This window comes from Moellerella wisconsensis (genome assembly GCF_022592395.1).
Taxonomy (GTDB): Bacteria; Pseudomonadota; Gammaproteobacteria; order Enterobacterales; family Enterobacteriaceae; genus Moellerella; species Moellerella wisconsensis.
Genome location: NZ_CP093242.1, coordinates 1,194,755 through 1,217,401 on the forward strand (window position 1 = coordinate 1,194,755; position 22,647 = coordinate 1,217,401).

The following is a 22,647-nucleotide window of genomic DNA, read 5'->3' on the forward strand; positions in this document are numbered from 1 at the left end:
TAAAATAGCCAACATCAAAAAGGCATGTTGGCTAGGTAAGTTGAGGGTAATCTATAAGGCTGAATGCCAGAGATTAGAATCGGTAAGTCAAACCAAGCATGATGTCATTGGCCTTCACTTTGATTTTTGAGGTGTTTTCCCCATCGCCTACCGCTGTCGTGATGTCGGCTTTTCCAGCATCTAAATAGCGATAACTTAGACCCATATCCCAATCGTCATTGATGGCATAGTTCACCCCCGCACCGACACTCCAGGCAAAGTTATTGGCGGTATGCGTGTGAGTATCATGCAGAGAGAGTCCTGGAGTATAAGAATCAGCGCGGGTGGTTTTAAAATCCACGGCCGCATAGCCTAGCCCGACAGAGATATACGGCGTGAAATTTGAGCTATTTTTAATGTCGTAGTACCCATTGACCATTAACGTATTGAGTTTGATTTGGTTTTTAATATCACGAGTTTGATGTACGCCATTACGCACACGGTCGCGGATGTTGTAGGTTGAATTCGCTTTATCACGCGCCATAAATTCCAATTCAGCGCGAACAGGGATATCAAACTGATTGGAAAAGTCATAACCTAACGCAAGTCCACCGCCAAATACGCCAGTACGATGGCTATCTCCATTTTTTGTACCATTATCACCGGCATCAGCATAGCCACTGTAGACAAACTGCTGGCCAGACATTTGCACAATGGATGCGCCCATTTTACCCGTGACATAAAGCCCCGTTTTACTGTCATCCGTGTTAGCGAATGCTGGTAATGAAATGCACCCCATTAGGGCGGAAACAATAAACGCTTTTTTCATGATTGATTTCCTTTTAATCAATATCACATTAAGTATGGTTGAATCGCGTTATATCAGTGGAAGGCATGAGAGATTTGACTCAATCACCTTAATATCACTGACATAAAGATAATTTTGCGTGAGATAGTTTAACTTAATCGATCTGTTAACCTATCAATAGTTAAAATACGAACGGCAATATCGATAGTAACTATCAATAAACGGTTATCGAACGGTGTAATCGATCAACTGTTGTTTTGGTACTTAAATAAGAAAAAGAGTCGATGACGGAGTTAGTCAAAATGGACAGGAATAAAATGATGTTTAAAGAATGCTCTCCTTTATTGAATAGGTTGGTATGCTCGATATTATCAAGCACCAAAATACGGGATAAGTCTTTATGTTAGCGCTAACGCTTTATAAGCAACGCCGTTTACTCATGTTATAGATATGAAAACCGAACTCCGTTAAGACCCAATGGTTTGATGTATTCCATTGAATCATTCCTTTTTTCTCCAGCGAGTTGAGTGTCCTTTTGTTGCAGAGTGAGCCATAATTGAGTTTCACATTACTCAAGGTTTTTAGTTGCCGTTCTGATAATTTCATCGCGTTCACCGTAAGATCCAATTATTTAACGTATACTGTGGCTATAGTTGTTCGCATCCAGAAAAGTGCGCATGCATTTGCTCTGTCAGTACCCATAACGCTTTATTGAGCTTAATATCGCCATCTATCCCATTCACTGAACGCGTGCGAGCGCGTTTACCTTTAGCATTCCTACCGGATAATCCCCCTTTAATTAAATTTTCTTGCAAACGTTGGTAGACGGTCCACAAATCGTCTTTCTTATCTTCAAAGCGGCGAGGTTGTAACACTTGGGCTTCATTGATCGGTTGATGTTCTTCGCCATAACGATACATGAGAGCGGCTTGGGCGAAGATCTGTTGTGCTGGTGGCGGTAATAGTAAGGACTGCATTTGCTCACGTTTTTCAGCGATAGCATCAAACGTATCTAACACTTCGTAAGCCCCTTCAATCACTTTATCGACGACATTACCTTTATGGGGAACTCTGACCTCCCCAAAGGTATTGCCACAAACCAGCCCATTTTGACAAACATAGCGAAAAAAGCCCGGTAACATTTGATAACTACTGGAGCCATCATGGCTATTAAGTAAGATGATTTCAGGCACTTGGCTACCCGTAATTTGGTCATGACGTCGGAGCCGTAACATATGCTTAGTATGATCACGACGGCTGTCATCTCGCACACGAGTTTGGCATGCAAAGAACGGATAAAAGCCTTCTTTTTGCAGGCTATCCAATAAGGTAATCGTAGGAATATAAGTATACTTTTCGCTACGAGAATCGTGTTTCTCTTCAGAGAACACACTGGGTACGGTGCGAAATAACTCTTCGAGAGTTAACGGGCGGTCACGGCGAATGCTATTCGCCGTACCAAAGCGGGACGCTAAGCGAGTCATAATGAATTTCCTTTAAAATAAAGTAGATAGATAATACGAAGGCGTAAATAAGGACGTGGTTAATCGATTAGATGGAAAATGGCGGAACGTTCTGGGTGTTGCGCGGCATAATCACGCAATTGATAAAAGCGATCGACGAGGGTGTCACTTTCAGTTTGAAATAACCATAAACTGTACATCATCAAACACACGGCAATGCCTGCCGCTTCACAGCTAACGTTCGCTTCATTGCCGTTATGCGGGTTGAATAGCGTCAGTGTCTCTTGAGGTAAATCGGGATAAATAAAAGCGCCACCATTGGATAAGGTGCAATATTCCCAATACCCCCCCTGATAGTCATCACAAAACTGCCCCATAGTGGTAAAGATGACCACTTCAAAGGTGGTCCAGCCTTTCACGCTTCCGAAGTGGTTGAGCCAAAAATCCAGGCGTTGTTCATCGGGGACAAGTGTCATTGCAATAGCGGATCCAGTTGTATTATTCATCAGTTGATACTCCAAGAAAAAGAAATAAAAAAGCGCCAATCCCGTTAAGGACTGACGCTGAGATGGGGTAATGTAAGAGGTTAAAAGAACATTCTCCACAGGGATTTAGCGACGGATACGATACTGTTTTTAACGGTGCTAACCGTACTTCTTATCAATGGCGGCAAGGGAATGATATTGATTAAGGTATCCACAATATCACTGACACATTGACCAAAATCGTTACGTGCGGCGTTCTCCACCGATTGCGTCCGGTGAGGGCTGTTCAGTTGCCTAGCTACTCCGCTACTGGCTTGCGCCGGTAACGCCTGTATGAGTTGCTCTGCTAATTCAGTGAGTTGATAGTTTTCGACCGCAGAAACTGTTATCACAGGATAATGCGGCTTAAAGGCGGTTATGACGGCTTGTTGCTTTAATTTTAAGTTATAGGCCTGCTCTGAGGATGGCTGGTGGTTGTGTTCATTCCACTGGCGACAAGGCTCTATTTTATCGGCTTGGTTCAAGACAAATAGAAATTGATTAGGTTGGTAACCGCATTTCTTCGTGAGAAAGCGATAACACTGTTCATCAGAAGACCATGCTCGGTCATCGGCCTTGAGTACCCAAATGATTAAATCGAGTTCTGGTAATAAGTTGCGATAGAGCTGGTGGTACTCTTTATCTCGTTCGATACTTTCCCCCACGCCGGGTAAATCTACAAAAGTGAGAGTATGGTTGTTCATTGTCATATTGAAGCGTTGGGCTTGGCGTGTACAGCCAGAGACATCACTCACAGGTGATAGGGGTGATTGAAACAGCGCGTTGATAAGACTGGATTTTCCCGCTCCCGTTTTACCCATCAGACCGATGATGGGAGAGTAGTTGATTAGGTGGCTGAGTTGGTTGAAAAAAGAGGTTTGGAATGAAGTCGGTAGAGTCGATAGGGGGGGGTTAAAGTGAGAGTGCTGAGACATATTACTCCTTGAAATAAAAGAAAATGATAGCTATTCCGTCAAGGAGATAATATATATCTGAGATTTTTTCTGTTAGTGAGTTGAAACTCTGTAAATATCTCATGATTGACTTACATCTTAATAATGTATAGCAACCATTTGTCAGGGGGCTTTTTTGCTAGTTAATTCTGTATTTGAACAAATAATTAAGAGCCTTATGTGGAGAGTAAGCTAAAGCCGGCTTACTCTTTTTATTGTAGACAAATGTATGTTTATAAACAATGGGTTACGATTTATCTAAATTTAAGATGGACCTGTAGGAACTTATAGTTAGCATGAAATATGGAGAATACGTAAATTAATCAATGAATGGGTTATATATATGCTTAATCTATCGATAATTGATGATTGTTACGAATTACACTGATATAAAATTAATTAACAAAGTATACATCTATTAAAAATAAGATTTATCCTATTGGTGAATTTGTTTGGTACTGACGCTATTTGTCACTTGATTTGTTATTCTATGGATAATTATTCTTAACTTAAATTTACGTGAGATAAACATGGATGATTACAAAAAAAATCAGGGAGTCAGATTAGCAACAATTATTCTTGATACATATCTTTATGGTGAAGTAAATAAATTTGAATTGGCATCTCGTTTTAAAGTTACTGAGAGAACGATTTATCGAGATTTAAATTCATTAAGCTTAATTCTTGAGCATAAAGGTAATTCTAATTATGGGTTTTCGATGGTTGTCGAATATTACAAAATGATTTCTTTTTTGGGGATAGATAAATACCTCCCTGATTTTAATCAGTCATTTTTGAGAAGTATCCCACAAACAATTGAAAGTAAAAGTGTTCTCATTAAGTTTAATGGTATTGAACACAGGGTTAAAAGTTATCTCAGCAAATACTATGAAAAAATCAGATATTCAATTGATAACAAAAGAAAATTACAAGTTCTATATAAAGGTAAAAATCGTATTTTAACTCCCTATAAACTAGTTTGCCATAATACGATTTGGTACCTGAAAGCAACTGAAGATAATCAATTAAAGTCATTTTCATTAAATAGAATTGAATGGTTAGATGTAAGTAAAGAGTCATTTGAATTTGATGCCAGTGTTAGTGGTATGTTATTGAATAGTCAAGATCCATGGACAACAAGCAGCTATTTTGATGTCCGAATGGAGATATCATCTTCGATAGCAGAATATTTTAAAAGAAGAGATATCTTTCCTCGGCAATCTATTATTGAGGAGAATGAAAATTATTTCACTATTTCATGTGTAGCAATGAGTGACAAACAAATATTACCTTTAATTCAATACTGGCTACCTAATATTAAGATATTAGAGCCCGAATGGTTAAAGTTAAAACTTGAACGAAATCTATACGACTATATTAAACGTTTATAGTCGATTATTTCAATGTCATAAAAATTAAGAGGGTACTATGGCTATTCCATTTATTATTGCTGGGGCTGCTATTGCAGCAGCTGCATTTGGCGGGAAAAAAGCATATGACGGTTATCAAACAAAGTCAGAGGCTGATGAAATTTTAGAAAAAGCACAACATCGTTACGATGAAAATAAAGAAGTACTAGAAGATATTAATGTCAGCACAACATCTGAATTAGAAAAGCTTGGTACATTGGAATTAAATATTGGTGATAATTTCAATAAATTCAACACGATAGCTCAAGCTATTTTAAAAAAACTTGGTGAGTCAGGTCAAGATATCACGGTTTCTATTCCTCAACATGAAATTGATAAAATTCAAAGTTTAGCGATTTCAGCGACAGAGTATCTTGGAACAGTAGTTGGTGCTGGTGCATCAAGTGCAGCTGCTGGCTTTGCTGTTTATGGTGGAGTCATGGCATTTGCTGCGGCTTCTACAGGTACACCAATTGCAGCACTGTCTGGCGCAGCAGCGTATAATGCAACAATGGCTGCTATTGGTGGAGGTTCATTGGCAGCTGGGGGATGGGGCATGGCTGGCGGTGCAATGGTCTTAGGCGGAGCTGTTGTTGCACCTATTCTGGCAATTGCAGGTTGGGCTTATAATTCTCATGCTGAGAAAGCATTAGAGAATGCACAAAAAATTCGTTCTGAAGTGCGTGATGCAGTCCATAAAATGACACTCGCTAAAGAAAATTTAACCAAAACCAAAGAATATGTTGTTGCTATTTATCAAGTCTTGGAAGCTCAATTTGAAATATTCCAACCTTATTTATCTAAACTGATTGAAGCAAATGAACTTATTGAACGTGCTAAAGCATCAGGACAGCCAAATAGTAAAGTTATTACGGATGACTTGAGACTCATCATGAAAAATGGTTATAGCCTTGCGTCAATTATGACCAATCTAATAACAACTCCACTATTTAAACCAAAATTGAATGAAAATAATGAAGCGACTATTGTTGATGGAGTCATTGAAATTGAAACTGATAGCAATGGATTGAAAGTGCTAAATCAGGATAGCCTGGATAAGCAGTTAGATGAAACAGAACGTTTCACTCTCTCTTAATGCTTAATGTTGATGACGCGTAGTAAATCATAAGTAGCCGTGTTAGGCGGCTACTTTATAGGTAAGGCATATGCAACAGTCAAATTATAATTGGCAAAAAGAAATTAACGATACAATTGTTCAAAGTTTAGTCACTTCCTTTGGTCTGGATTTTTTATTATTAAAGGATAAAAAAGGTGGGGATGTTGATACCATACATAACGTTAGGCAGAATATTTGGGCAACAGAGGCAGAGCAAGAACGCTATGAAAATCGCGGAGAATATGATTCCCATGAATATCATAGCCATCAAAATTACAAAGAAACAAATCGACAAGGAAAGCAAAAAAAGCTTGCAGGCGAGCTAAAGGATTCTTATACCGGTGAGACATTTAGTCAACATGATGTGACTAACCTTGACCATATCATTGCTGCTTATGAAGTACATAATGACCCAGCTCGGGTTTTAGCGGAGCTTAATGGAGCTGATTTAGCTAATCGCGATTTTAATTTAACATTTACTAATGAAACAATAAATAAATCGAAAAAAGCCAGCAAAATGGCTGATTTTATTTTGCGTATGCAATCTCAGCAAGCTCAAATAAAAGCAGATATAAGTGCATTAGAAAATAAAGGACAACTGACCGATGTTGAATTAAAAAAATTAAGGACGCTGAAGAATAAAGAAAAGGCCAATTTTGATGCGATGAAGGCTGTCGATGAATCAGCTAGAAAGCAATATGACGCTGAAGTTAGCAGTAAGTACTATGGCAGTAGTAAATTTTTTGCTAATACAGCTTTGTCTGCTGTCAATACAGGCATCAGAATGGGGGCTAGGCAGATGTTAGGGATTGTATTTGCAGAGCTTTGGTTTGAATTAAAAGATGCTATCCCAAAATTGATCAATAGCCATAAATCAAATTTTAAATTTAAAGTTTTTTTAGAAGATTTGGGAAATGTAGTTACTAACATTTGGGAAAGATTGAAAGTTCGTTTTAAAGATTTCTTTACGGAATTTAAAAATGGTTTATTTGGTGGTTTATTAGCCAGCGTCACTAACACTTTATTAAATATATTTTTCACCTCAACAAAGCTGGTGGGTAAATTAATCCGTGAATCTTGGAATAGCTTAGTTTCAGCGGTTAAGTTACTGTTTTTTAACCCGGAAAATTTGGCGTTAGGTGATTTGCTGAAATCAGCAATAAAAATCATCTCTGTAAGTATATCTGTCATATTAGGCTCAGCGCTGACAACATGGCTAAATGGTATATTAACATTTCCTTTTGGAAATGATGTCTCGATATTTATAGGGGCGTTAGTTTCGGGATTAGTTACATTAGCGATGTGTTATTTTTTAGAACACAGTGAGCTAATGAATAAGGTCTGGCGTTTTTTAAATAAATTTCGTGATAAATTTGAGCTAACATTGCAGTATTATCAACAGGTTAATTTAGCTTTAGATCAATATTTAGTTGAATTGTCACAATTGGAATTTAATTTTGATGTCGTTGAAATGCAGTTATTTGTGAATGAATTACAAGCGACCAATTCAGAATATGAACGTAAAATTATCCTTGATCAGGAAATCAAGCGTAATAATATCGCTTTACCTTATGATGTCGATAATGAAAATTCATTCGACGAATGGTTAGATTCCTTATGACGCTAACGCTTGAACATAGCTTTCCTTGTGATAAATGTGGTGCTTGCTGCCGCCATGTAGACCGCGCGGAGGAAACTCAGTTTCTAGATCGTGGTGATGGTATCTGTAAGCACTATAATGAAACGAATTTGCTATGCACTATTTATCATGAGCGGCCGGATATATGTAGAGTGGATAAACAGTATGCACTTAACTATACCAATCTGTATACATGGGATGAATTTGTTGAGCTTAATAGAGTGGCTTGCGAAATAATAGTGAACAGTGAATAGTGCCACATTAGAGTTATACTCATGAGGCTTCAAGTTGTGGTATTTTGCTAAGGTATGGTGAACGTCTTTATCAACTTATTCATTTGATGTATACCATACCTTCAATTTGTTAGCGAATAACGTATTTTAATTAAATTATTATTTAACGTAGTGGTTAAGATTAGTTGAGTTCTTTATAAGGGCTAAAGTTAGTACAACCAATGGCTGTAAGCCAACGGTGCTTTATTCAGCAAGTCTTTGCGTTCTTGCCAGTCAGGAAGTAGCTTATCCATATAGGCTTTAAATCGTTCATTATGTTTACGTTCAAGTAGGTGAACTAACTCATGAACTAGGATGTATTCTAAACATTCTGGTGGTTTTTTGGCGAGTTCTAAGTTTAACCAAATACGTTTTGCTTGCGTATTGCAACTGCCCCATTTGGTTTTCATTTTTCTCACGCCCCAAGCGTCGACAGTGACACCTATTTTGCTTTCCCAAATAGGTAACAAGTCAGCTATTCGCTTTTTAAGTGCTTCACGGTAGTATTTAGTGAGAACTAAAGCCTTTTGCTCAGCAGTTGCAGTATGGCTTACATACAAATGTAATCGCCCACGGCCTAATTTGGCTTCATGCTTTCCTATATGTGTTACAACATTGAGGCGATAGCGCCGACCCCACAAGTAATGGCATTCTCCACTGACCATTTCGCGTTCTGATTGGCGGGGTTGTTTTATAAAATTATTCTGCTGCTGTTTAATCCAAGGGATACGACGGATCACCGCCATACGAATAGCTGTTTCTGTCATAGATACAGGTGCAGATACACGTACACGACCATCTGGTGGTAACACGCTGATATGTAAATTTTTGATTGCTTTACGATTCAACTGTATTGCGATTGAACCAATTTCAATCATCGTCATGATTGATACTCTTTTTGCGCTTTAGCGAGTTCCATTACAGCTTGAATATCCAATTCATAACCGGCCGTTTCTTCTCGAATAGCATTGGCAATTTCCCGTTCTTTAAAACGATCTCCAACCCAGTCCGCCTTCTTCGTATAACGAATTGCACTATCAATTTTGGTGGCAAGCAATTCATCTTTGCCAAAGTTATCATAAAAAGCACGCTTGGGATTAGTATCCATCGATGCAGGATAGCTAGATGCTGTTTGCTCAGGGCGTACCACTTTAGCGGCGAGTTCACGTATTTTCTCTAGGTAATCCTGATATTCAATGGCCTTTTGTCGGCGAAGTTCGATCAGTTCATTCAGCAAAACTGACATCTGTTCATAGTATTTAGGGTTAACCGGGTTTTCATCAACAATGATTTTTCGAACGTTATTCTCAATAGTTTCAGCCATGGCTCCCGGATTTTTACGCAGATCCTCGGGCAGAGCATCGACAGCACTGACTCCTTTTTCGACGATTAATTCAATCAAGCCGAGCTCTTCAAAGTCCATAAGGACTTCACTATCATCGGCACGAATATACATATCTAGCAGATGACGCATTGCAGGCTCAAAGCGCTTCATTTCGACGAGATCACCACTTGCAAGCTTCACTTCATCGCGAACTTTTTCATAGTGGCAAACTTCAGACCTAATTGAGTCAACATCATGAGCAGAATAACCAGCATCAGGCATTTCGTTGGCGATATTTGCGAATGCCCGCAGTAACTTGGCAACGCTCTGGTATAAGGTTAGACGTAGTGCCTCTTTCTCGGTTAACTCATCTTGATTTAAGCCTGATTCGCCACAAAAATAATGGATATAATCCTCTGTATTTCGTGGTGCTTTTACTGGTTCACATAATGCTCGAACCATTTCCAGAGCACTGTCCAAATCGAGTCTCGCTTGCTCTAATCGGTCTTTTAGTAAACCAACCACATCTTCCTTGTCATAGCCCTCAAATGCGCCTTGAGTATAATCAGAAATAGCTTTATCTAATGAACGGAACAAATCTTTATAGTCGATGATATAACCGTATTCTTTATCATCACCATCTAGACGGTTAACTCGGCAAATTGCCTGAAACAGGCTGTGATCTGCCATTTGCTTATCAATATACAAATAAGTGGCAGAAGGCGCATCAAAGCCAGTTAACAATTTATCGACCACAATCAGCAGGCGCATTTGCCCGGGTTCATCAACGAAACGCTTTTTAACTTCCTTTTCAAAATCCTCAACTTTATTAGCTGCTTTGTCTTCAGGTAGTTCGAAGTAGTCTGCTAACATTTTGCGGTAAATATCGTATTTAAAGAGTTTTTCTGTTAAGCCTTCCCCAGTCTCCTCACCTTTAATGCTTGCAGGTGTTGGTTGGAAACTGGTGACGATGGCAATCTTACCCGCTAAATCGGTCTGGCTAAACATCTCATAGGCTTTACAGGCCTGATAAACGCTGGAGCAGACTAACATTGCATTACCATGGCCATCCATTAGACGTGGTCTAGTATCCATATCCAGCAAGATATCATTCACAATCTGCTGTAAGCGTGATTTACTGGATAGCACCTTTTGCATTGTGCCCCATTTTTGTTTGAGCTGCGTTTTAGCTATTCGAGATAATCCGCGAGTTTTTGCCTCGAACCACTCATCAACTTTCTTTTGGGAGGTAATGTGTTGGTCTATATCTCTTGCTTCATAGCGTAAATCCAATACTACGCCATCGGCTACAGCCTCATCGAATTTATAGGTATGAATATAAGGACCAAATATCTCAACTGATTTTTTTTTGTCTTTTTTCATCAGGGGAGTGCCGGTGAAACCGACAAACATGGCTTCGGGTAAAATGGTCTTCATTGCATTGTGCAACTTGCCAGATTGAGTACGGTGGCACTCATCCACAAAGACAAACAATGTTCCTTTAGCATTGAAACTCGATGGCAGTGATTTTTTCAGTTCTTCAATAAATTCATCGGTCGCGGTATCACTTTCAGAATCAGACTGTCGCCCAAATTTATGCACTAATGAGCAGATCAACCACGGGTTAGGTTGATTTAACGTGGCCACAAGATCTGCACCACTTTTGGTGCGGTAAATTTCTTCGTCAACACCTGTAAACACTTTTTCAATCTGTTCGTCAAGTTCAGTTCGGTCAGTCACAATCAGCACACGAGCATCAGTGACATTTTCCCGTATCCATTTAGCTAACCACACCATCGTTAAGCTTTTACCTGAGCCTTGAGTATGCCAGATTATGCCTCCCTCACGCTTTGCGATATGATGCTTAGCCGCTTCAACACCGAAAAACTGGTTGTGGCGACAGGTTTTCTTTGTTCCTGCATCAAAGACAATAAAGTCATGGATAATTTGTAAAAAGCGCGCCTTATTACATACACGGCTTAGGTGAAAATCGAGTTTATAGTCATAATTATTTTCTAGCGGTTCCTTCCACTCAAGATAAAATTTTTCGGGTGTTTCAATTGTGCCGTAACGTAGTCCCTGAGTATCATTGCCTGCCATCACCAATTGCATCGTGGTGAAGAAATTACGAATAAAATCTTTCTTTTGGTTATCCAGATTTTGGCGAATACCTTCAGAAACAGAGACAGATGAGCGTTTAAGCTCTATCACACCCAGCGCAATACCGTTGACATACAGCACAATATCTGGGCGTTTCTTATTTTCACCTTTAATTGAAACTTCTTCTGCAATTGCAAAGTCATTGGCTTCGGGATTATTCCAATCAATCAACCAAACAGTTTCATTTTGGTAGCCAGCACCTTCTTTATCTTTCACACCGTAACGTAATAAGCGATAAACCTCTTTGTTGGCGTAATAGAGTTTTTTCCCTTCACCCAGTGCGGCGGCTGCATCTAGCTGGCGAATTGTGCGATTGATCAACGCTTCACTTACACCACGCTTTGTTAACCAATCAACAAGGATCTCAACTTCAATATTCTTATTATTTGCACGATCTTGCCAATCACCTAAATAGCGATAACCTAAGTCAGTTTGAAAAAACTGAACGATACGATTTTGGGTGATGCGTTCGCGCTGACCTACGTTGCTCATAATAGTCTCTTATATATTTGATGCTTGTTGCCTTTGCGTATTTAAAAAATACTTGTTTGTTAAGAAGCATTAAACGTTTGTGATCCTCTGCCATTACTTGATAAAAATGCCTCACATTCTGGGCAGACGATGTTGGTTGTTTGTGTAGCTCGAGTACGATGATAAGTCCAGTTTATTCCATTTTTATATAAAGGTCTTCGACAAGACGCACATAGTGTTTCGATCGTATTTTGACCACAGGATTTACAGTGAATTTTATTCACATTATTTCCAGCCTTAGTTTCACCTAAAGAAATAATAAGATCGTTACTACCACATGATATGCAGTTTTTATTATGCCAAGTAATATTCTTTCTATTACCATCATCGAGAATGACGGTATGATTTTGAAGAAACATACCAATGAGACGTTGTAAATTTTCAATAGAATTTCGGTGCTCTCGACTAGGGCTCAAATATATAGCACCTTTTTTATGGTTGATTTGACGAGCATGTCCATAATTGCAATATTTTCCCCACGCTAGCGGCGAGGTTCGTATGTCAATCACGTTGGCAACAGGGTGCACAATGAATACCGAATTATTTCTATCCTCACTGTAATTTTTATCGCCGTAAAGATCATCAATCAAATTATTAATATGGTGTTCACTTACATTCCCACGAAATTTAGCATCAAGCACCATTCTTTTAATGTTATGTTTATTGATATACCATTGGATTTGGTTTGAGTGCTCGCTTGAAAAAGCATTTGTGTCCGGCTTCGAAAAGTAAGTTTCGTAATGTAAGTCGATGACAAAATCAGGTCTTTTACCTGAATCTAATTCCTTCTCATAGGTCAAGACTAGGGCGAGTTGCCGCGTTTTACATGAAAATGATATCTCAATATTTCTTTCGTTTTTCAATATGCTATCAATAAGCTTTTGCTGCCAATTGTGTTGAGCTTGAAAGCGATAAATATCTTTAATAACAATAATTAATTGAAGCAAGCACCATCTTTCATAAAGATTCGGTAAGTTAACGAGCCCTATTTCATCAATGGTCATCATGTCATTTAACAGCGAGTCATCCATTCCCTCTAGATTTGAAATTTGTTGATATGCACTTTTTACGGAGGTGTATAAGGGGTTCTTAACAAAAATCATAGAATTAGGGAGACTTTGTTGCTGTTTTACCTTGTGTGTTCGGAAAAACTGTATAGATTTTTTAACACGGGTAATTAAAGAAGGAATGTGCGAGTTGAATTCACTCAACTGGTTTAGTACATCCTTAATAGCATCGAGCCTTGCTTGTGTGATCTGTATTTGATTACGAATGCTTTCCTGCTCGTCGGGAGTTAAATGAGTGACCCATTCATTATTTGCCAAATTGACACGGGTTGATTTTAAATGGGTAAGCTCTTGAGTCAGGGGGGAGCGTAAGATATCAATAGCGTGTATGTTGGTAAAACAAAGCCGATAGAATATTTTCCCATTGCTGTTTTTATCGCTATACTTTTTTCCTGAGCCTGTTATTCGAAATTCGTATGCAGTTAAATTCTTTTCATTACATAGCTCCTTAAAATTAATCCCTGATGAGAAAACGACATAGGTATCAAAATCTTGGCTAATGATTTTTCCATTTAATGAGAGTACAAAGTAATCAGTATCAGATTTACCATAGGTATTATTTAATGTAACCGTATAGGTTTGGTCAATAAAGTTCTCATCACCACGATTTATTTGCTGTGCCTTAATTACATTATTCAACATAAGGCTCTGATTTTCCAATTCTGAAGTAATCGCTTGGATCTCATTATCAAAAATGACTGGATCGACTACCTTTGTTTCTTTTCTGCTTTCTGTTTTCAGCCAATGTTCGTCTCTTTCAACTCGATCGTGCATAGCGTTCACTTGATGGTATGCAAGCCGACTCAGGGTGTTGAGTAAATATAAAGTTCTTTGCATCAAATAATGCACAAAGCGGTTTTCTGGAATATCGTAAGATTCCTTATATGATCGACTTGTCAAACGCTTAGAATGGGGTTGAGTCACAATCTCACGAAAGGTTTTAGCGACAGGTTTTACTAAGCGCTTAGGTAGTTTCTCTTGTACTTCAGATAAAATGACGTGAGGCTTTTTAACGATAGCCTCAAAGCTCGACGTTAGCTCGCCAAATAATTTTACGATATCCTCTGAAAAAATGGAGGGGGCTTCATTTTGAATCTTGATTTTGCTTGCGCTTTTATTATCGAGGATCAGCATCCAGAGTTTGTTTTTAAGATCTGATAAATAGTACTCAAGATCTGAAACAGAAAAATTTACAGTATGGTTTTCTAGAATTAGCGTTTCATTCTGCACGCTAATTTCGACACAGCCTGCGGTATGGTATATGGTCGAAAAGTACTTATTGTGCTTTGTATCCCAATTTCCCTTTTGAACCCACCAGATTTTATCTTCTCCTGGAACCTTAATTGGCATCAATGGAGAAGAACCATTATTTGGCAGTTTTAAATAGGGCTCATAAATAAGTTTATCGGCAATGCATATTCCAATATAAAAATATTTTTGTGGGTAGGCGACCGTATTGCCTACCCAATGCTGCTCGACTCTTTCTAGCTCAATGGGGTGAGAACTTGCCTCAACTTTCAATACTGAACGATCTGCATTCCAAACTATATCTATATACCGGATGTCGATGGATTCCATTAGCGCGACCAGTAGTTAACAATCCAATCATTACTTGCAGCATTTCGTATAATGCGATCTAGCTCATCAATACAGGAAGTGACAGAGCTACTCGCAATACTGTCTAACTCGCTTTGAAGGTAGTCCCTCAAGGAAGCCAATAAATCTTTACGAAGTAGGTCACCTTCAAGTTGTTTATCGCCATCAAACATCATTTTAGGAAGAACTTTATGGAGAATGAGGTTATTGAAAATAACTTCTTCGCTCGCACCAAACGGAGCGAGTACATTTTGGTAGAGTCTCGCCTGACGAATTGTTCTCATACCAAATTCAATACCTAGGCGGTCTAAGTACTCTTTAGTTAAATAGAGAAGTTTATTAACGAGGGGATCGTTTCTATCAAATGGTGGATAGGGTTGACGAATACCTAATTCGCTTGGTTTAAGGTTTACGGGTTGTGACATATCCAAATCAAATGATTCAATTTCTCGTTCAACTTCATCCCAGTCAGTCAATAATGGGCTAGTGAATCGCATCAAATGTGCCCGATCAAGAATTTTAGGTGAAAGATAATGTGTTGTTTCATCAACATTGATAGCGCCAATAATGCGAACATTAGCAGGTAATTCCAATTTAGCTGGCGTGCCTAAATAACTGTGTAACATTTTCCGAAGCCGGGCATGGTATTTTAGAAGTGAATCCCCTTCATGGAAGCCACATAACTCATGGAGTTTAGCGTTAACTTGCTCATCACGCATTAAGTCGAGGAAGCTGGTGAGATCTGACTTATTAAGCTTGGTTTTTGAATCTTCTATTAATGCTAAAAAATTGCGCGCCTCACTCAATAAATGCTCTGACTCTGAGTCTGAATAAAGTGAAATCTCAGGGCTGTAATGACGTTCTTCAAGCAGGCTCAAGAAATCTGCAAAATAGTACTCGACTCTCGCTAAGTTCATTTCATCCAGACAAATGAAATAGGGAATATCAGGGTTTTGTTTTGCTTCAAATAACGCGTCGAGAAATGGGGTTGTGAGGTACTTTTGTTCGAGTGGATTATAATAACCAAGTAAATCCTCAGCACTGGTCCAGTTTGGCTTAACGGGAATGATGACGGCTTTGCCGCCAATTGCGTCGGCAAAAGACTTAACTAAATTCGTCTTACCTGACCCCGAATCACCGGCTAAAACAATCAAGTCATTGGTGCACACCAATGCAAAAAAATCTTCTAATACATAACGTTGGTACATAATGTCTTTTTTGTACATAAAGGCTTGAATGTAACCAACAGCGAGTTTTTGATCACTATCAAAAACGGTTTTAAAATCATGACCGATGAGTCGTTCACTGACCTTGCTTTGTCCCAATAAAGTATCAACATCGGCTTGTGATATAAGATCGAGATCGAGCAGCATTGAAGCCGTATTCTTAACGTATTCAGTTAGTTTGTTCAATTTATACTCCAATTCCGTTTGTTGCTTAGAAAACTCTCGTTGCTGATTCGCCATTTCTGTCTGTAGGTTCTCTAAACTTTGCATATTTTTAGCCAGCACTTGTTGAGATTTATCGACTTTGCTGGTTAAGGACTGCTCCGTCACACTTAACGAATGAATTTTTTGTTCTACTTGTTTTTTTTCTTGAGCGTATTGTTCTAATAAACGAACTTCATCCTCTTGAATTTTTTTGTTATTTTTAGAGAGATAAAAATCGACTATCCAATTTTCAACATGGAACTTACCATCAATAAGATACTGATTATTGTCGGCAGTTTCCGGTAGCGCATTGAGTAGGCTGACATAGCCGTTCTCCACTCTAAGCGAAAATGGGTTATTCCATTTTACACGCTCATTTTCAGGAGAAAGAGTGACTCTTACTTTCACCCAACTGCCAGACTCAACGCTGTGCTCTTTAATAGCTCCCGCAAATACAGTGTGATGGATATCCTCTCTTTGTAATGGATAAACTAAAGCAGAGCCATCATGGATACTATGCAATTCTTCTAAAATATAGAAGGAGTTGGTATCTGTAGTAATCTTTTTTAGTTTACCGATAATATCCAACGGCTTTTGTGGGTCGTAGCGCCAATTACGTTTGAGCGCTTCGAGTAATTGTTGGTCACTAAAGCCTGCAAGTTCTTCTAATAAGTAATGCGTATTTTCTTCAGTCATTCACCAATCTCGTCTTCCCTGTCAGTAATTCTTGCATCATGCCTTGTTTAATTTGGCGAGTTTTGCTAAGGCGTTGTTCCAACGCTTGAATTTCTTCATCCATATCGGAAAGGATAGTGGCGATGGCGGTTTGTTCTTCTATATTGGGATAGAGCACTCTAATCCGTCCAAGTGCCCCTCGAGAAATCCTTTTATGTGTCGTACCACCAACCTGCTCGAGAACAGATTTAAACCAATCTGATGATGAAAAATATTGATTATAGAATTCTCGACTTGTTACTTCATGCGATGGTCTGAATATAGTGACATCTACTGAAGTTATCACTTTGTCCTCACCTATATAGGGAAATATACAAGCTCGCCCAGCAGGCTCTGCCAAACGACAAATTAGCAAATCACCTTCGTGTAACTCCTTACACTTTAGTTTTTCAAATGACTCTTTGAAGATGTATTTTTTTGTGTCTTTATCAACATATCGACCAACACCTATATTACCTGTTTGTATTAGCCTAATACCTTTGTTGGTAATATGCTCAGCTTCAATCCAGTCGCCATCATCAAATAAACTTTTTTGATAGTCAGCCAGTTCAAAGACCATTTTAACCTCCCAATCCTCAGGAATCTCACCCAACTCACTTTGCTTAGTACCTTTCTTCGAACCATCTTCACGTAGTGCGAATTGTGGTAGACGAGTACGGCCTGTGAGGAGCTGCTGCACAGTGGTAGTTTTGATAGCCCGTTTTTTTGCGATCAGATTTTCTAATTTACTAATCAGCGCATCAACATCGGATAGTGCAGTGGCTATGGCGATTTGTTCGTTAATTTTAGGTAGAGCAATTATTGATGCACGAATGATTCCATTGTATAACCGAGCGATAGTACTGCCTTCTGATGACGCCCATTTGATTATCTTGTAGTAATGATATAAGTATTCATTAAGTAATTTATATTTATTAACTTCGAGCCAAACGATGTTCGAATCTTGGAAATATGCAGGCTTCCCATCATAAACTACAGATTTCCCGAGCGTTCCTGCTGCAGAAACTAAGATGTCACCTTTATTTGGAAATGAGTATTTAGCTTTAAATTCTTTATAAAGAAAGTGTGTAATATAAGCATCAGGCTCACCTCCAAATGTACCTATTTTGAAAAATGGTATAGCGCCTATCTTTTTAGTTTGTCCTGAAAGTATGCGTTTACACATGCGAACTTCTGAAATATCTCCGAGACATACAGCATCCCAATCCTCAGGGATCACCCCAACTTCCGTCTGCTTATAGCCAGCCGGAATAAGATTTAAACCCGTTTCTGTTACTTCAACGCTCATAGTGACCACTCCAAACCCATCGCTTTTAAATGGCCTGCGACTTTCTCACTCAGGTCTTCTACCGATTTACTAATATCCGGTAATGGTTCGCTGTAGCGTTCTTCTAACTCTTTAACTCGATTAGCTAATTGCTGAGTCACACCCTCAATTTCGGCCTCAATGTTGTTTTGCAGCGTCGTTAACCATTTATCATCCACTATTAAGGTTTTGATTTCGTCGATACTCAGTTTCGGGTATTGCTTAAACACCGCTAAATCGAGGGCATCTTGGGCTTCTTTCAGCGCTTTTTTAGCATCAGCTTCATTATCAAACAGCTTTTTGACTTGTTTTAATGCCGATTTTTCATCGGGGTCAATGGCAACTTTCAAACGTGCCATGACTGTCACTTTGGTGATTTTATCTTTATCATTCAATGCATCATTAAGTAGGCCATCGTCACCGCTATTTTCCTCAAGATAGGCCTCTAACTCTTGGCTGGCGCTATCAAGTTCGCTTTGCAAGGTATCGATTTTGGTTTGTTCATCGGCAAAATAGCGTGCCACGATAAGGGCTGGAGGGATCAACTCAGCTTTATACTTTGTTTTACCAATCACTAGGTCAGGCGTTTCTCTCAGTTTTTCACCTTTTTTGACTTCTAACTCACGCAATACCTTACCTGCTGACCAACCATCTTGTACCAGTACGTACACATCGTCTTGCATCGTATCACTCCAGTAATCCATCAGGATCTGGTAGATATCGTACTTGCTTAGCAAAGGGGTTTGTGAATAGCCTTGCAACAAGCTTTCACCAATTTCAGAGATTAACGCTTTAGGTTGATCACCTACGCCGATCTCAGCTAAATTAGATGCGCGAGCCCAAGCGTGATAATACTGCAAGCTATTCGTCGCAAACTGTTTAAATTCATCATGGTTTAGAATGGTATTCTTCACTTCAGAGGCTTTAACTAAAGCTTCGCTATAACCTTCACGTGCTGGTTTGAATAAGGTCGTACGAATACTCGGGAATATCTGCCAGTAGCGTTCTAAGGCATCGATATCACGATTGGGAATACCGCCTTGTAAGTGGGCACTGAGGTCATGCAAGTCTTCTGGTTCACTGGAATCAATATAACGTGGAATATTCAGGTTGTAGTCATTAGCCGTTATTTCGCTTAATGGAACCATCCGGCTAAAACGAGGTTGTTCCAATTGTTTGGTAAATACTTCAACAATTTTATAAATATCCTGACTACGTAGGCGGTTTTTATTTCCATCTTTGATAAAGCCTTTGCTGGCATCGACCATAAAAATACTTTTCCTCGCCTGCGCCTGTTCTTTATCGATCACGATAATACAGGCAGGAATACCCGTGCCGTAGAACAGGTTGGCTGGTAAACCGATAATTCCTTTTATATAGCCTTGCTTAATCAGGTTTTCACGAATACGTGCTTCGGCGTTGCCTCGGAATAACACACCGTGGGGCAGAATGACTGCGCCTTTACCTGTACTCTTTAAGCTTTTGATAATATGCAACAAGAAGGTGTAGTCACCATTTTTTTCTGGAGGAATACCCCAGCTAAAGCGATCAAATTCATCCTCTTGAGGATTAATGCCGTTAGTCCAGTTTTTATTGGAGAAAGGGGGGTTAGCGACAGCAAAATCGAAAGTTTTCAGTTGTCCGTTGGCTTCTTTCCACTGTGGATCTGAAATGGTGTTACCTTTCCAGATTTTCGCGGTGGCGTTGTTGTGTAGGATCATGTTCATACGAGCTAAGGCGCTGGTGGCGTTGTCCATTTCTTGGCCAAAAATACTCAAGCCACGCGGTGCTTCATCACTCGCTTTTAATAATAAGGAACCTGAACCGCAAGTTGGGTCATAAACGGTAGCGTCCTGTGGGGTATTACTATCAATACCAATCACTTTCGAAAGAATACGCGAAACTTCAGACGGGGTATAAAACTGACCTTTGGACTTACCAGACTCAGTCGCAAAGTGACGCATAAGGTACTCATAAGCATCACCCAATAAATCGTCACCATCGGCGCGGTTGGAAGAGAGATCAAGCCCTTCAAATATTCCTATCAGCTTGGAAAGGCGGTCAATCATCTCTTTGCCTTTGCCTAGCTTATCTTCATCGTTAAAATCAGCGACATCAATGACACTTTTGAGATCGTTTTCTTCGGCTAACGCACTGATGATTTTGTTTGTTTTATCGCCGATTTCTTTATCGCCTTTAAGAGCAACCATATCATCAAAGCTGGCACCTTGGGGCACAACAATCATACCGTATGGGTCGCCTTTATACTTATCAGATACATACTTCATGAACAGCATGGTTAGTACATAATCTTTGTACTGGCTGGCATCCATCCCACCGCGTAATTCGTCGCAACTGGCCCATAGTGAGGAGTATAGTTCGTTTTTCTTAATGGCCATTTGGGTCCCTTAACCTTTAGATGACAGATTTGTAGTTTATAACATTACAATGATTGATTCAGCTCGTAACTAAATAATTAACATAGCTTATCTAGCGTTTTTAAGTATTCGTAGCGTGTTTTTGTACAAAAACATGGTCTAGTCAGATTTCTCACATTATGTCGCTGATACGTATTTAATATTCACTTATTAAGCGGGCTACAATGATTAGCTAGTAGTCGCTAGTGTTGTTTATGTATTTTTTATTATTAATAAATTGATTTTCATTGTTTTTTTACTGTTTAGTTTGATGTATCAATGTCGCTTATACTATCATTGTAATGATTTTTACTCAAAATATTCGAATTGAAGTGGATTAGAAAGAAGTGAGTCCAATTGTTTTTTTCAGCATTGGATAGTAGTGTTCGTTGAGTGTGATATTAGCTTGTTATAACAATAGATTACGCAGTACTGCCAGTGTGAATGTTACCTAATTGTATAGGTGGCCCTAAGGCCACCATATGTATTATTAATACTGACTATAGCCTATCGTACGGTAATTCGAACTGTAGTGTTTAGAGTATTCTTTAGCTAGGTAATTTAATCGTTCTATTACGGTATTATAGTCATCGCTAAAGGATAAGGCTTCTCGATTTAAACAGTACCGACAGTTCTCAGGGTAGTGAACTAATGGACCTGTATCAATAATAGGGTCTAATTCGAGCTGTAACGCACTGTACCACGCTGTGGTAATCATCGTCCGTAAACTAGGTATATTTAAGTCATAGTCTCCTAGATGATAGTAGGCTTCTTTATTGAAGATAAATGCACAGTGGTAGTGAGGGAGATATCCATCTACGAGTTCTTTTACCCAGATGTAACGTAAACGGTTAGGGTAAACGCGTATCCCTCGACCTATTTTACGTAGACTGTCGTGTTTAAGCTTTGCATTTAAGGAGTTCATAAAACGGGTGATAGGAGAGCCTTCTGTGTTAGGGAAACAGTTTGGCATATCACCATATTCATCCATCATAGGGAAATGGAGATCTACTCGTATTACCGTGATACGAGGATAGGCTTGTAAGGCACAATCTAAAGTTTCAGCAATAGCGCCTTGGTAACCCGGGTTGTATTCTTTTTTAGACATAATGATCCCTTAGGGTCATTTGGAATGACTCTTTCGTATGAATGTTGGTAGTGATAAAGGACAGATAATGTGGTTATCTGATCCCTTATAGTTTATTGAGTATTGTGTTATTCCTGTTTAACAGGCATAGATTTATTAATCTATAGATTAATAATGACGTATTTATTTAGATATTGACCTCTGGCTAAGCTGATATTATTGATATTAGGTTATAGTCAGTATTGGATTATATTGATATCCACGGTGTAAGTTATATTAGTTAGTTATTCAGGTTGTGTTATTGGTAATATATATTACCTTTCCAACATCAATAATATCGATAATACCCCACCAATACTGAATTGGTTGATAAATAATCACTCTGTAGTTAGTGCTATTCGAATAGTCTTTTTTTCCAATATCGTTTCACGGTAGAAAGGCTAATATTAAAATAATTAGCGACTTCTCGTTGTTTATATCCTTTGCACCTCATTTCATAAATAGCTTGTTTATAAACACTTCCTTCAGGTCGTCCTAATATTTTTCCTTGTTGTAATGCAATTTCATGTTGTCTATCTAATTTCATTTTTCATCATTATCCCCAACGATTGACAGCATTGTATGAGCTAAGTTATTTTCTGTTTATTATTTCTCAAATCATAGAACTCTCTTATAATTAATGTGTCGTAAGGCTTAAATACGCTATCAATATAATGTACCAATTGTGTTAGTAGTTCTTTGTTAATTTTTAGCTTACAATAATATTTTTCTCTTTTCATTATATAGTTTTGGCTATAATATTTAGGTGTTTATCAATCTATTATAGGTAT

The 22,647-nt window shown here is 38.7% G+C and carries 16 protein-coding genes; 4 read left to right on the forward strand and 12 right to left on the reverse strand.

Annotation, left to right across the window (positions count from 1 at the left end; genetic code table 11):
• Window positions 1-73 precede the first annotated feature (73 nt).
• The 4 genes from MNY66_RS05280 to MNY66_RS05295 form a co-directional block, all read right to left on the reverse strand.
• The gene (locus MNY66_RS05280; RefSeq protein WP_241501593.1) at window positions 74-808 is read right to left on the reverse strand and encodes an outer membrane protein; all 735 of its coding nucleotides are present in this window, start codon (window positions 806-808) and stop codon (window positions 74-76) included.
• A gap of 626 nt (window positions 809-1,434) precedes the next feature.
• Window positions 1,435-2,271, reverse strand: coding sequence for a DUF932 domain-containing protein (locus MNY66_RS05285; RefSeq protein ID WP_241501594.1), 837 nt, complete (start codon window positions 2,269-2,271; stop codon window positions 1,435-1,437).
• Between the two features lie 59 nt (window positions 2,272-2,330).
• Window positions 2,331-2,756 carry an antirestriction protein gene (locus tag MNY66_RS05290; RefSeq protein WP_241501595.1) on the reverse strand — a complete coding sequence of 142 codons (426 nt, stop codon included), beginning with the start codon at window positions 2,754-2,756 and terminating at the stop codon, window positions 2,331-2,333.
• Window positions 2,757-2,836: 80 nt separating this feature from the next.
• Complete coding sequence (locus MNY66_RS05295; protein WP_241501596.1) at window positions 2,837-3,709, reverse strand: GTPase family protein; 873 nt, start codon at window positions 3,707-3,709, stop codon at window positions 2,837-2,839.
• Window positions 3,710-4,257: 548 nt separating this feature from the next.
• Between MNY66_RS05295 and MNY66_RS05300 the strand changes: the two genes are divergently transcribed.
• The 4 genes from MNY66_RS05300 to MNY66_RS05315 all read left to right on the forward strand — a co-directional run bounded on the left by MNY66_RS05300 (window position 4,258) and on the right by MNY66_RS05315 (window position 8,146).
• Window positions 4,258-5,118, forward strand: a complete 861-nt coding sequence (locus MNY66_RS05300) for a helix-turn-helix transcriptional regulator (protein WP_241501597.1) — start codon at window positions 4,258-4,260, stop codon at window positions 5,116-5,118.
• Between the two features lie 37 nt (window positions 5,119-5,155).
• Window positions 5,156-6,232, forward strand: a complete 1,077-nt coding sequence (locus tag MNY66_RS05305; protein WP_241501598.1) for a chemotaxis protein — start codon at window positions 5,156-5,158, stop codon at window positions 6,230-6,232.
• Between the two features lie 70 nt (window positions 6,233-6,302).
• A complete protein-coding gene (locus tag MNY66_RS05310) occupies window positions 6,303-7,874 on the forward strand; it encodes a cobalamin adenosyltransferase (protein ID WP_241501599.1) in 1,572 nt (523 codons plus the stop codon).
• The gene (locus tag MNY66_RS05315) at window positions 7,871-8,146 is read left to right on the forward strand and encodes a YkgJ family cysteine cluster protein (protein WP_241501600.1); all 276 of its coding nucleotides are present in this window, start codon (window positions 7,871-7,873) and stop codon (window positions 8,144-8,146) included. Before MNY66_RS05310 ends, MNY66_RS05315 begins: the two co-directional genes overlap by 4 nt.
• Window positions 8,147-8,334: 188 nt before the next feature.
• Here the strand turns inward: MNY66_RS05315 and MNY66_RS05320 are convergent, their stop codons facing one another.
• The 8 genes from MNY66_RS05320 to MNY66_RS05355 all read right to left on the reverse strand — a co-directional run bounded on the left by MNY66_RS05320 (window position 8,335) and on the right by MNY66_RS05355 (window position 22,403).
• Window positions 8,335-9,048 (reverse strand): M48 family metallopeptidase, encoded by a 714-nt coding sequence (locus MNY66_RS05320; RefSeq protein WP_241501601.1) that lies wholly within the window; start codon window positions 9,046-9,048, stop codon window positions 8,335-8,337.
• A complete protein-coding gene (locus MNY66_RS05325; protein ID WP_241501602.1) occupies window positions 9,045-12,140 on the reverse strand; it encodes a type I restriction endonuclease subunit R in 3,096 nt (1,031 codons plus the stop codon). The genes MNY66_RS05320 and MNY66_RS05325 overlap by 4 nt, the downstream gene beginning before the upstream one ends.
• A 59-nt stretch (window positions 12,141-12,199) precedes the next feature.
• Window positions 12,200-14,824: a DUF2357 domain-containing protein gene (locus MNY66_RS05330; protein ID WP_241501603.1), complete on the reverse strand. Its 2,625-nt coding sequence runs from the start codon at window positions 14,822-14,824 to the stop codon at window positions 12,200-12,202.
• Window positions 14,824-16,968, reverse strand: coding sequence for an McrB family protein (locus MNY66_RS05335; RefSeq protein WP_241501604.1), 2,145 nt, complete (start codon window positions 16,966-16,968; stop codon window positions 14,824-14,826). The genes MNY66_RS05330 and MNY66_RS05335 overlap by 1 nt, the downstream gene beginning before the upstream one ends.
• Window positions 16,961-18,295, reverse strand: coding sequence for a restriction endonuclease subunit S (locus MNY66_RS05340; protein ID WP_241501605.1), 1,335 nt, complete (start codon window positions 18,293-18,295; stop codon window positions 16,961-16,963). Before MNY66_RS05340 ends, MNY66_RS05335 begins: the two co-directional genes overlap by 8 nt.
• Window positions 18,292-20,712 carry a type I restriction-modification system subunit M gene (locus MNY66_RS05345; RefSeq protein WP_241501606.1) on the reverse strand — a complete coding sequence of 807 codons (2,421 nt, stop codon included), beginning with the start codon at window positions 20,710-20,712 and terminating at the stop codon, window positions 18,292-18,294. Before MNY66_RS05345 ends, MNY66_RS05340 begins: the two co-directional genes overlap by 4 nt.
• Before the next feature lie 508 nt (window positions 20,713-21,220).
• A complete protein-coding gene (locus MNY66_RS05350) occupies window positions 21,221-21,838 on the reverse strand; it encodes an inovirus Gp2 family protein (protein WP_241501607.1) in 618 nt (205 codons plus the stop codon).
• A gap of 373 nt (window positions 21,839-22,211) precedes the next feature.
• Window positions 22,212-22,403 carry a helix-turn-helix domain-containing protein gene (locus MNY66_RS05355; protein WP_241501608.1) on the reverse strand — a complete coding sequence of 64 codons (192 nt, stop codon included), beginning with the start codon at window positions 22,401-22,403 and terminating at the stop codon, window positions 22,212-22,214.
• Between the last annotated feature and the right edge of the window lie 244 nt (window positions 22,404-22,647).

Coding starts and splice junctions, on each gene's coding strand:
- MNY66_RS05345 (WP_241501606.1), bottom strand. CDS start 20,712: ATGGCCATTAAGAAAAACGAACTATACTCCTCACTATGGGCCAGTTGC.
- MNY66_RS05340 (WP_241501605.1), bottom strand. CDS start 18,295: ATGAGCGTTGAAGTAACAGAAACGGGTTTAAATCTTATTCCGGCTGGC.
- MNY66_RS05280 (WP_241501593.1), bottom strand. CDS start 808: ATGAAAAAAGCGTTTATTGTTTCCGCCCTAATGGGGTGCATTTCATTA.
- MNY66_RS05310 (WP_241501599.1), top strand. CDS start 6,303: ATGCAACAGTCAAATTATAATTGGCAAAAAGAAATTAACGATACAATT.
- MNY66_RS05355 (WP_241501608.1), bottom strand. CDS start 22,403: ATGAAATTAGATAGACAACATGAAATTGCATTACAACAAGGAAAAATA.
- MNY66_RS05350 (WP_241501607.1), bottom strand. CDS start 21,838: ATGTCTAAAAAAGAATACAACCCGGGTTACCAAGGCGCTATTGCTGAA.
- MNY66_RS05320 (WP_241501601.1), bottom strand. CDS start 9,048: ATGACGATGATTGAAATTGGTTCAATCGCAATACAGTTGAATCGTAAA.
- MNY66_RS05285 (WP_241501594.1), bottom strand. CDS start 2,271: ATGACTCGCTTAGCGTCCCGCTTTGGTACGGCGAATAGCATTCGCCGT.
- MNY66_RS05325 (WP_241501602.1), bottom strand. CDS start 12,140: ATGAGCAACGTAGGTCAGCGCGAACGCATCACCCAAAATCGTATCGTT.
- MNY66_RS05330 (WP_241501603.1), bottom strand. CDS start 14,824: ATGGAATCCATCGACATCCGGTATATAGATATAGTTTGGAATGCAGAT.
- MNY66_RS05335 (WP_241501604.1), bottom strand. CDS start 16,968: ATGACTGAAGAAAATACGCATTACTTATTAGAAGAACTTGCAGGCTTT.
- MNY66_RS05290 (WP_241501595.1), bottom strand. CDS start 2,756: ATGAATAATACAACTGGATCCGCTATTGCAATGACACTTGTCCCCGAT.
- MNY66_RS05305 (WP_241501598.1), top strand. CDS start 5,156: ATGGCTATTCCATTTATTATTGCTGGGGCTGCTATTGCAGCAGCTGCA.
- MNY66_RS05300 (WP_241501597.1), top strand. CDS start 4,258: ATGGATGATTACAAAAAAAATCAGGGAGTCAGATTAGCAACAATTATT.
- MNY66_RS05315 (WP_241501600.1), top strand. CDS start 7,871: ATGACGCTAACGCTTGAACATAGCTTTCCTTGTGATAAATGTGGTGCT.
- MNY66_RS05295 (WP_241501596.1), bottom strand. CDS start 3,709: ATGTCTCAGCACTCTCACTTTAACCCCCCCCTATCGACTCTACCGACT.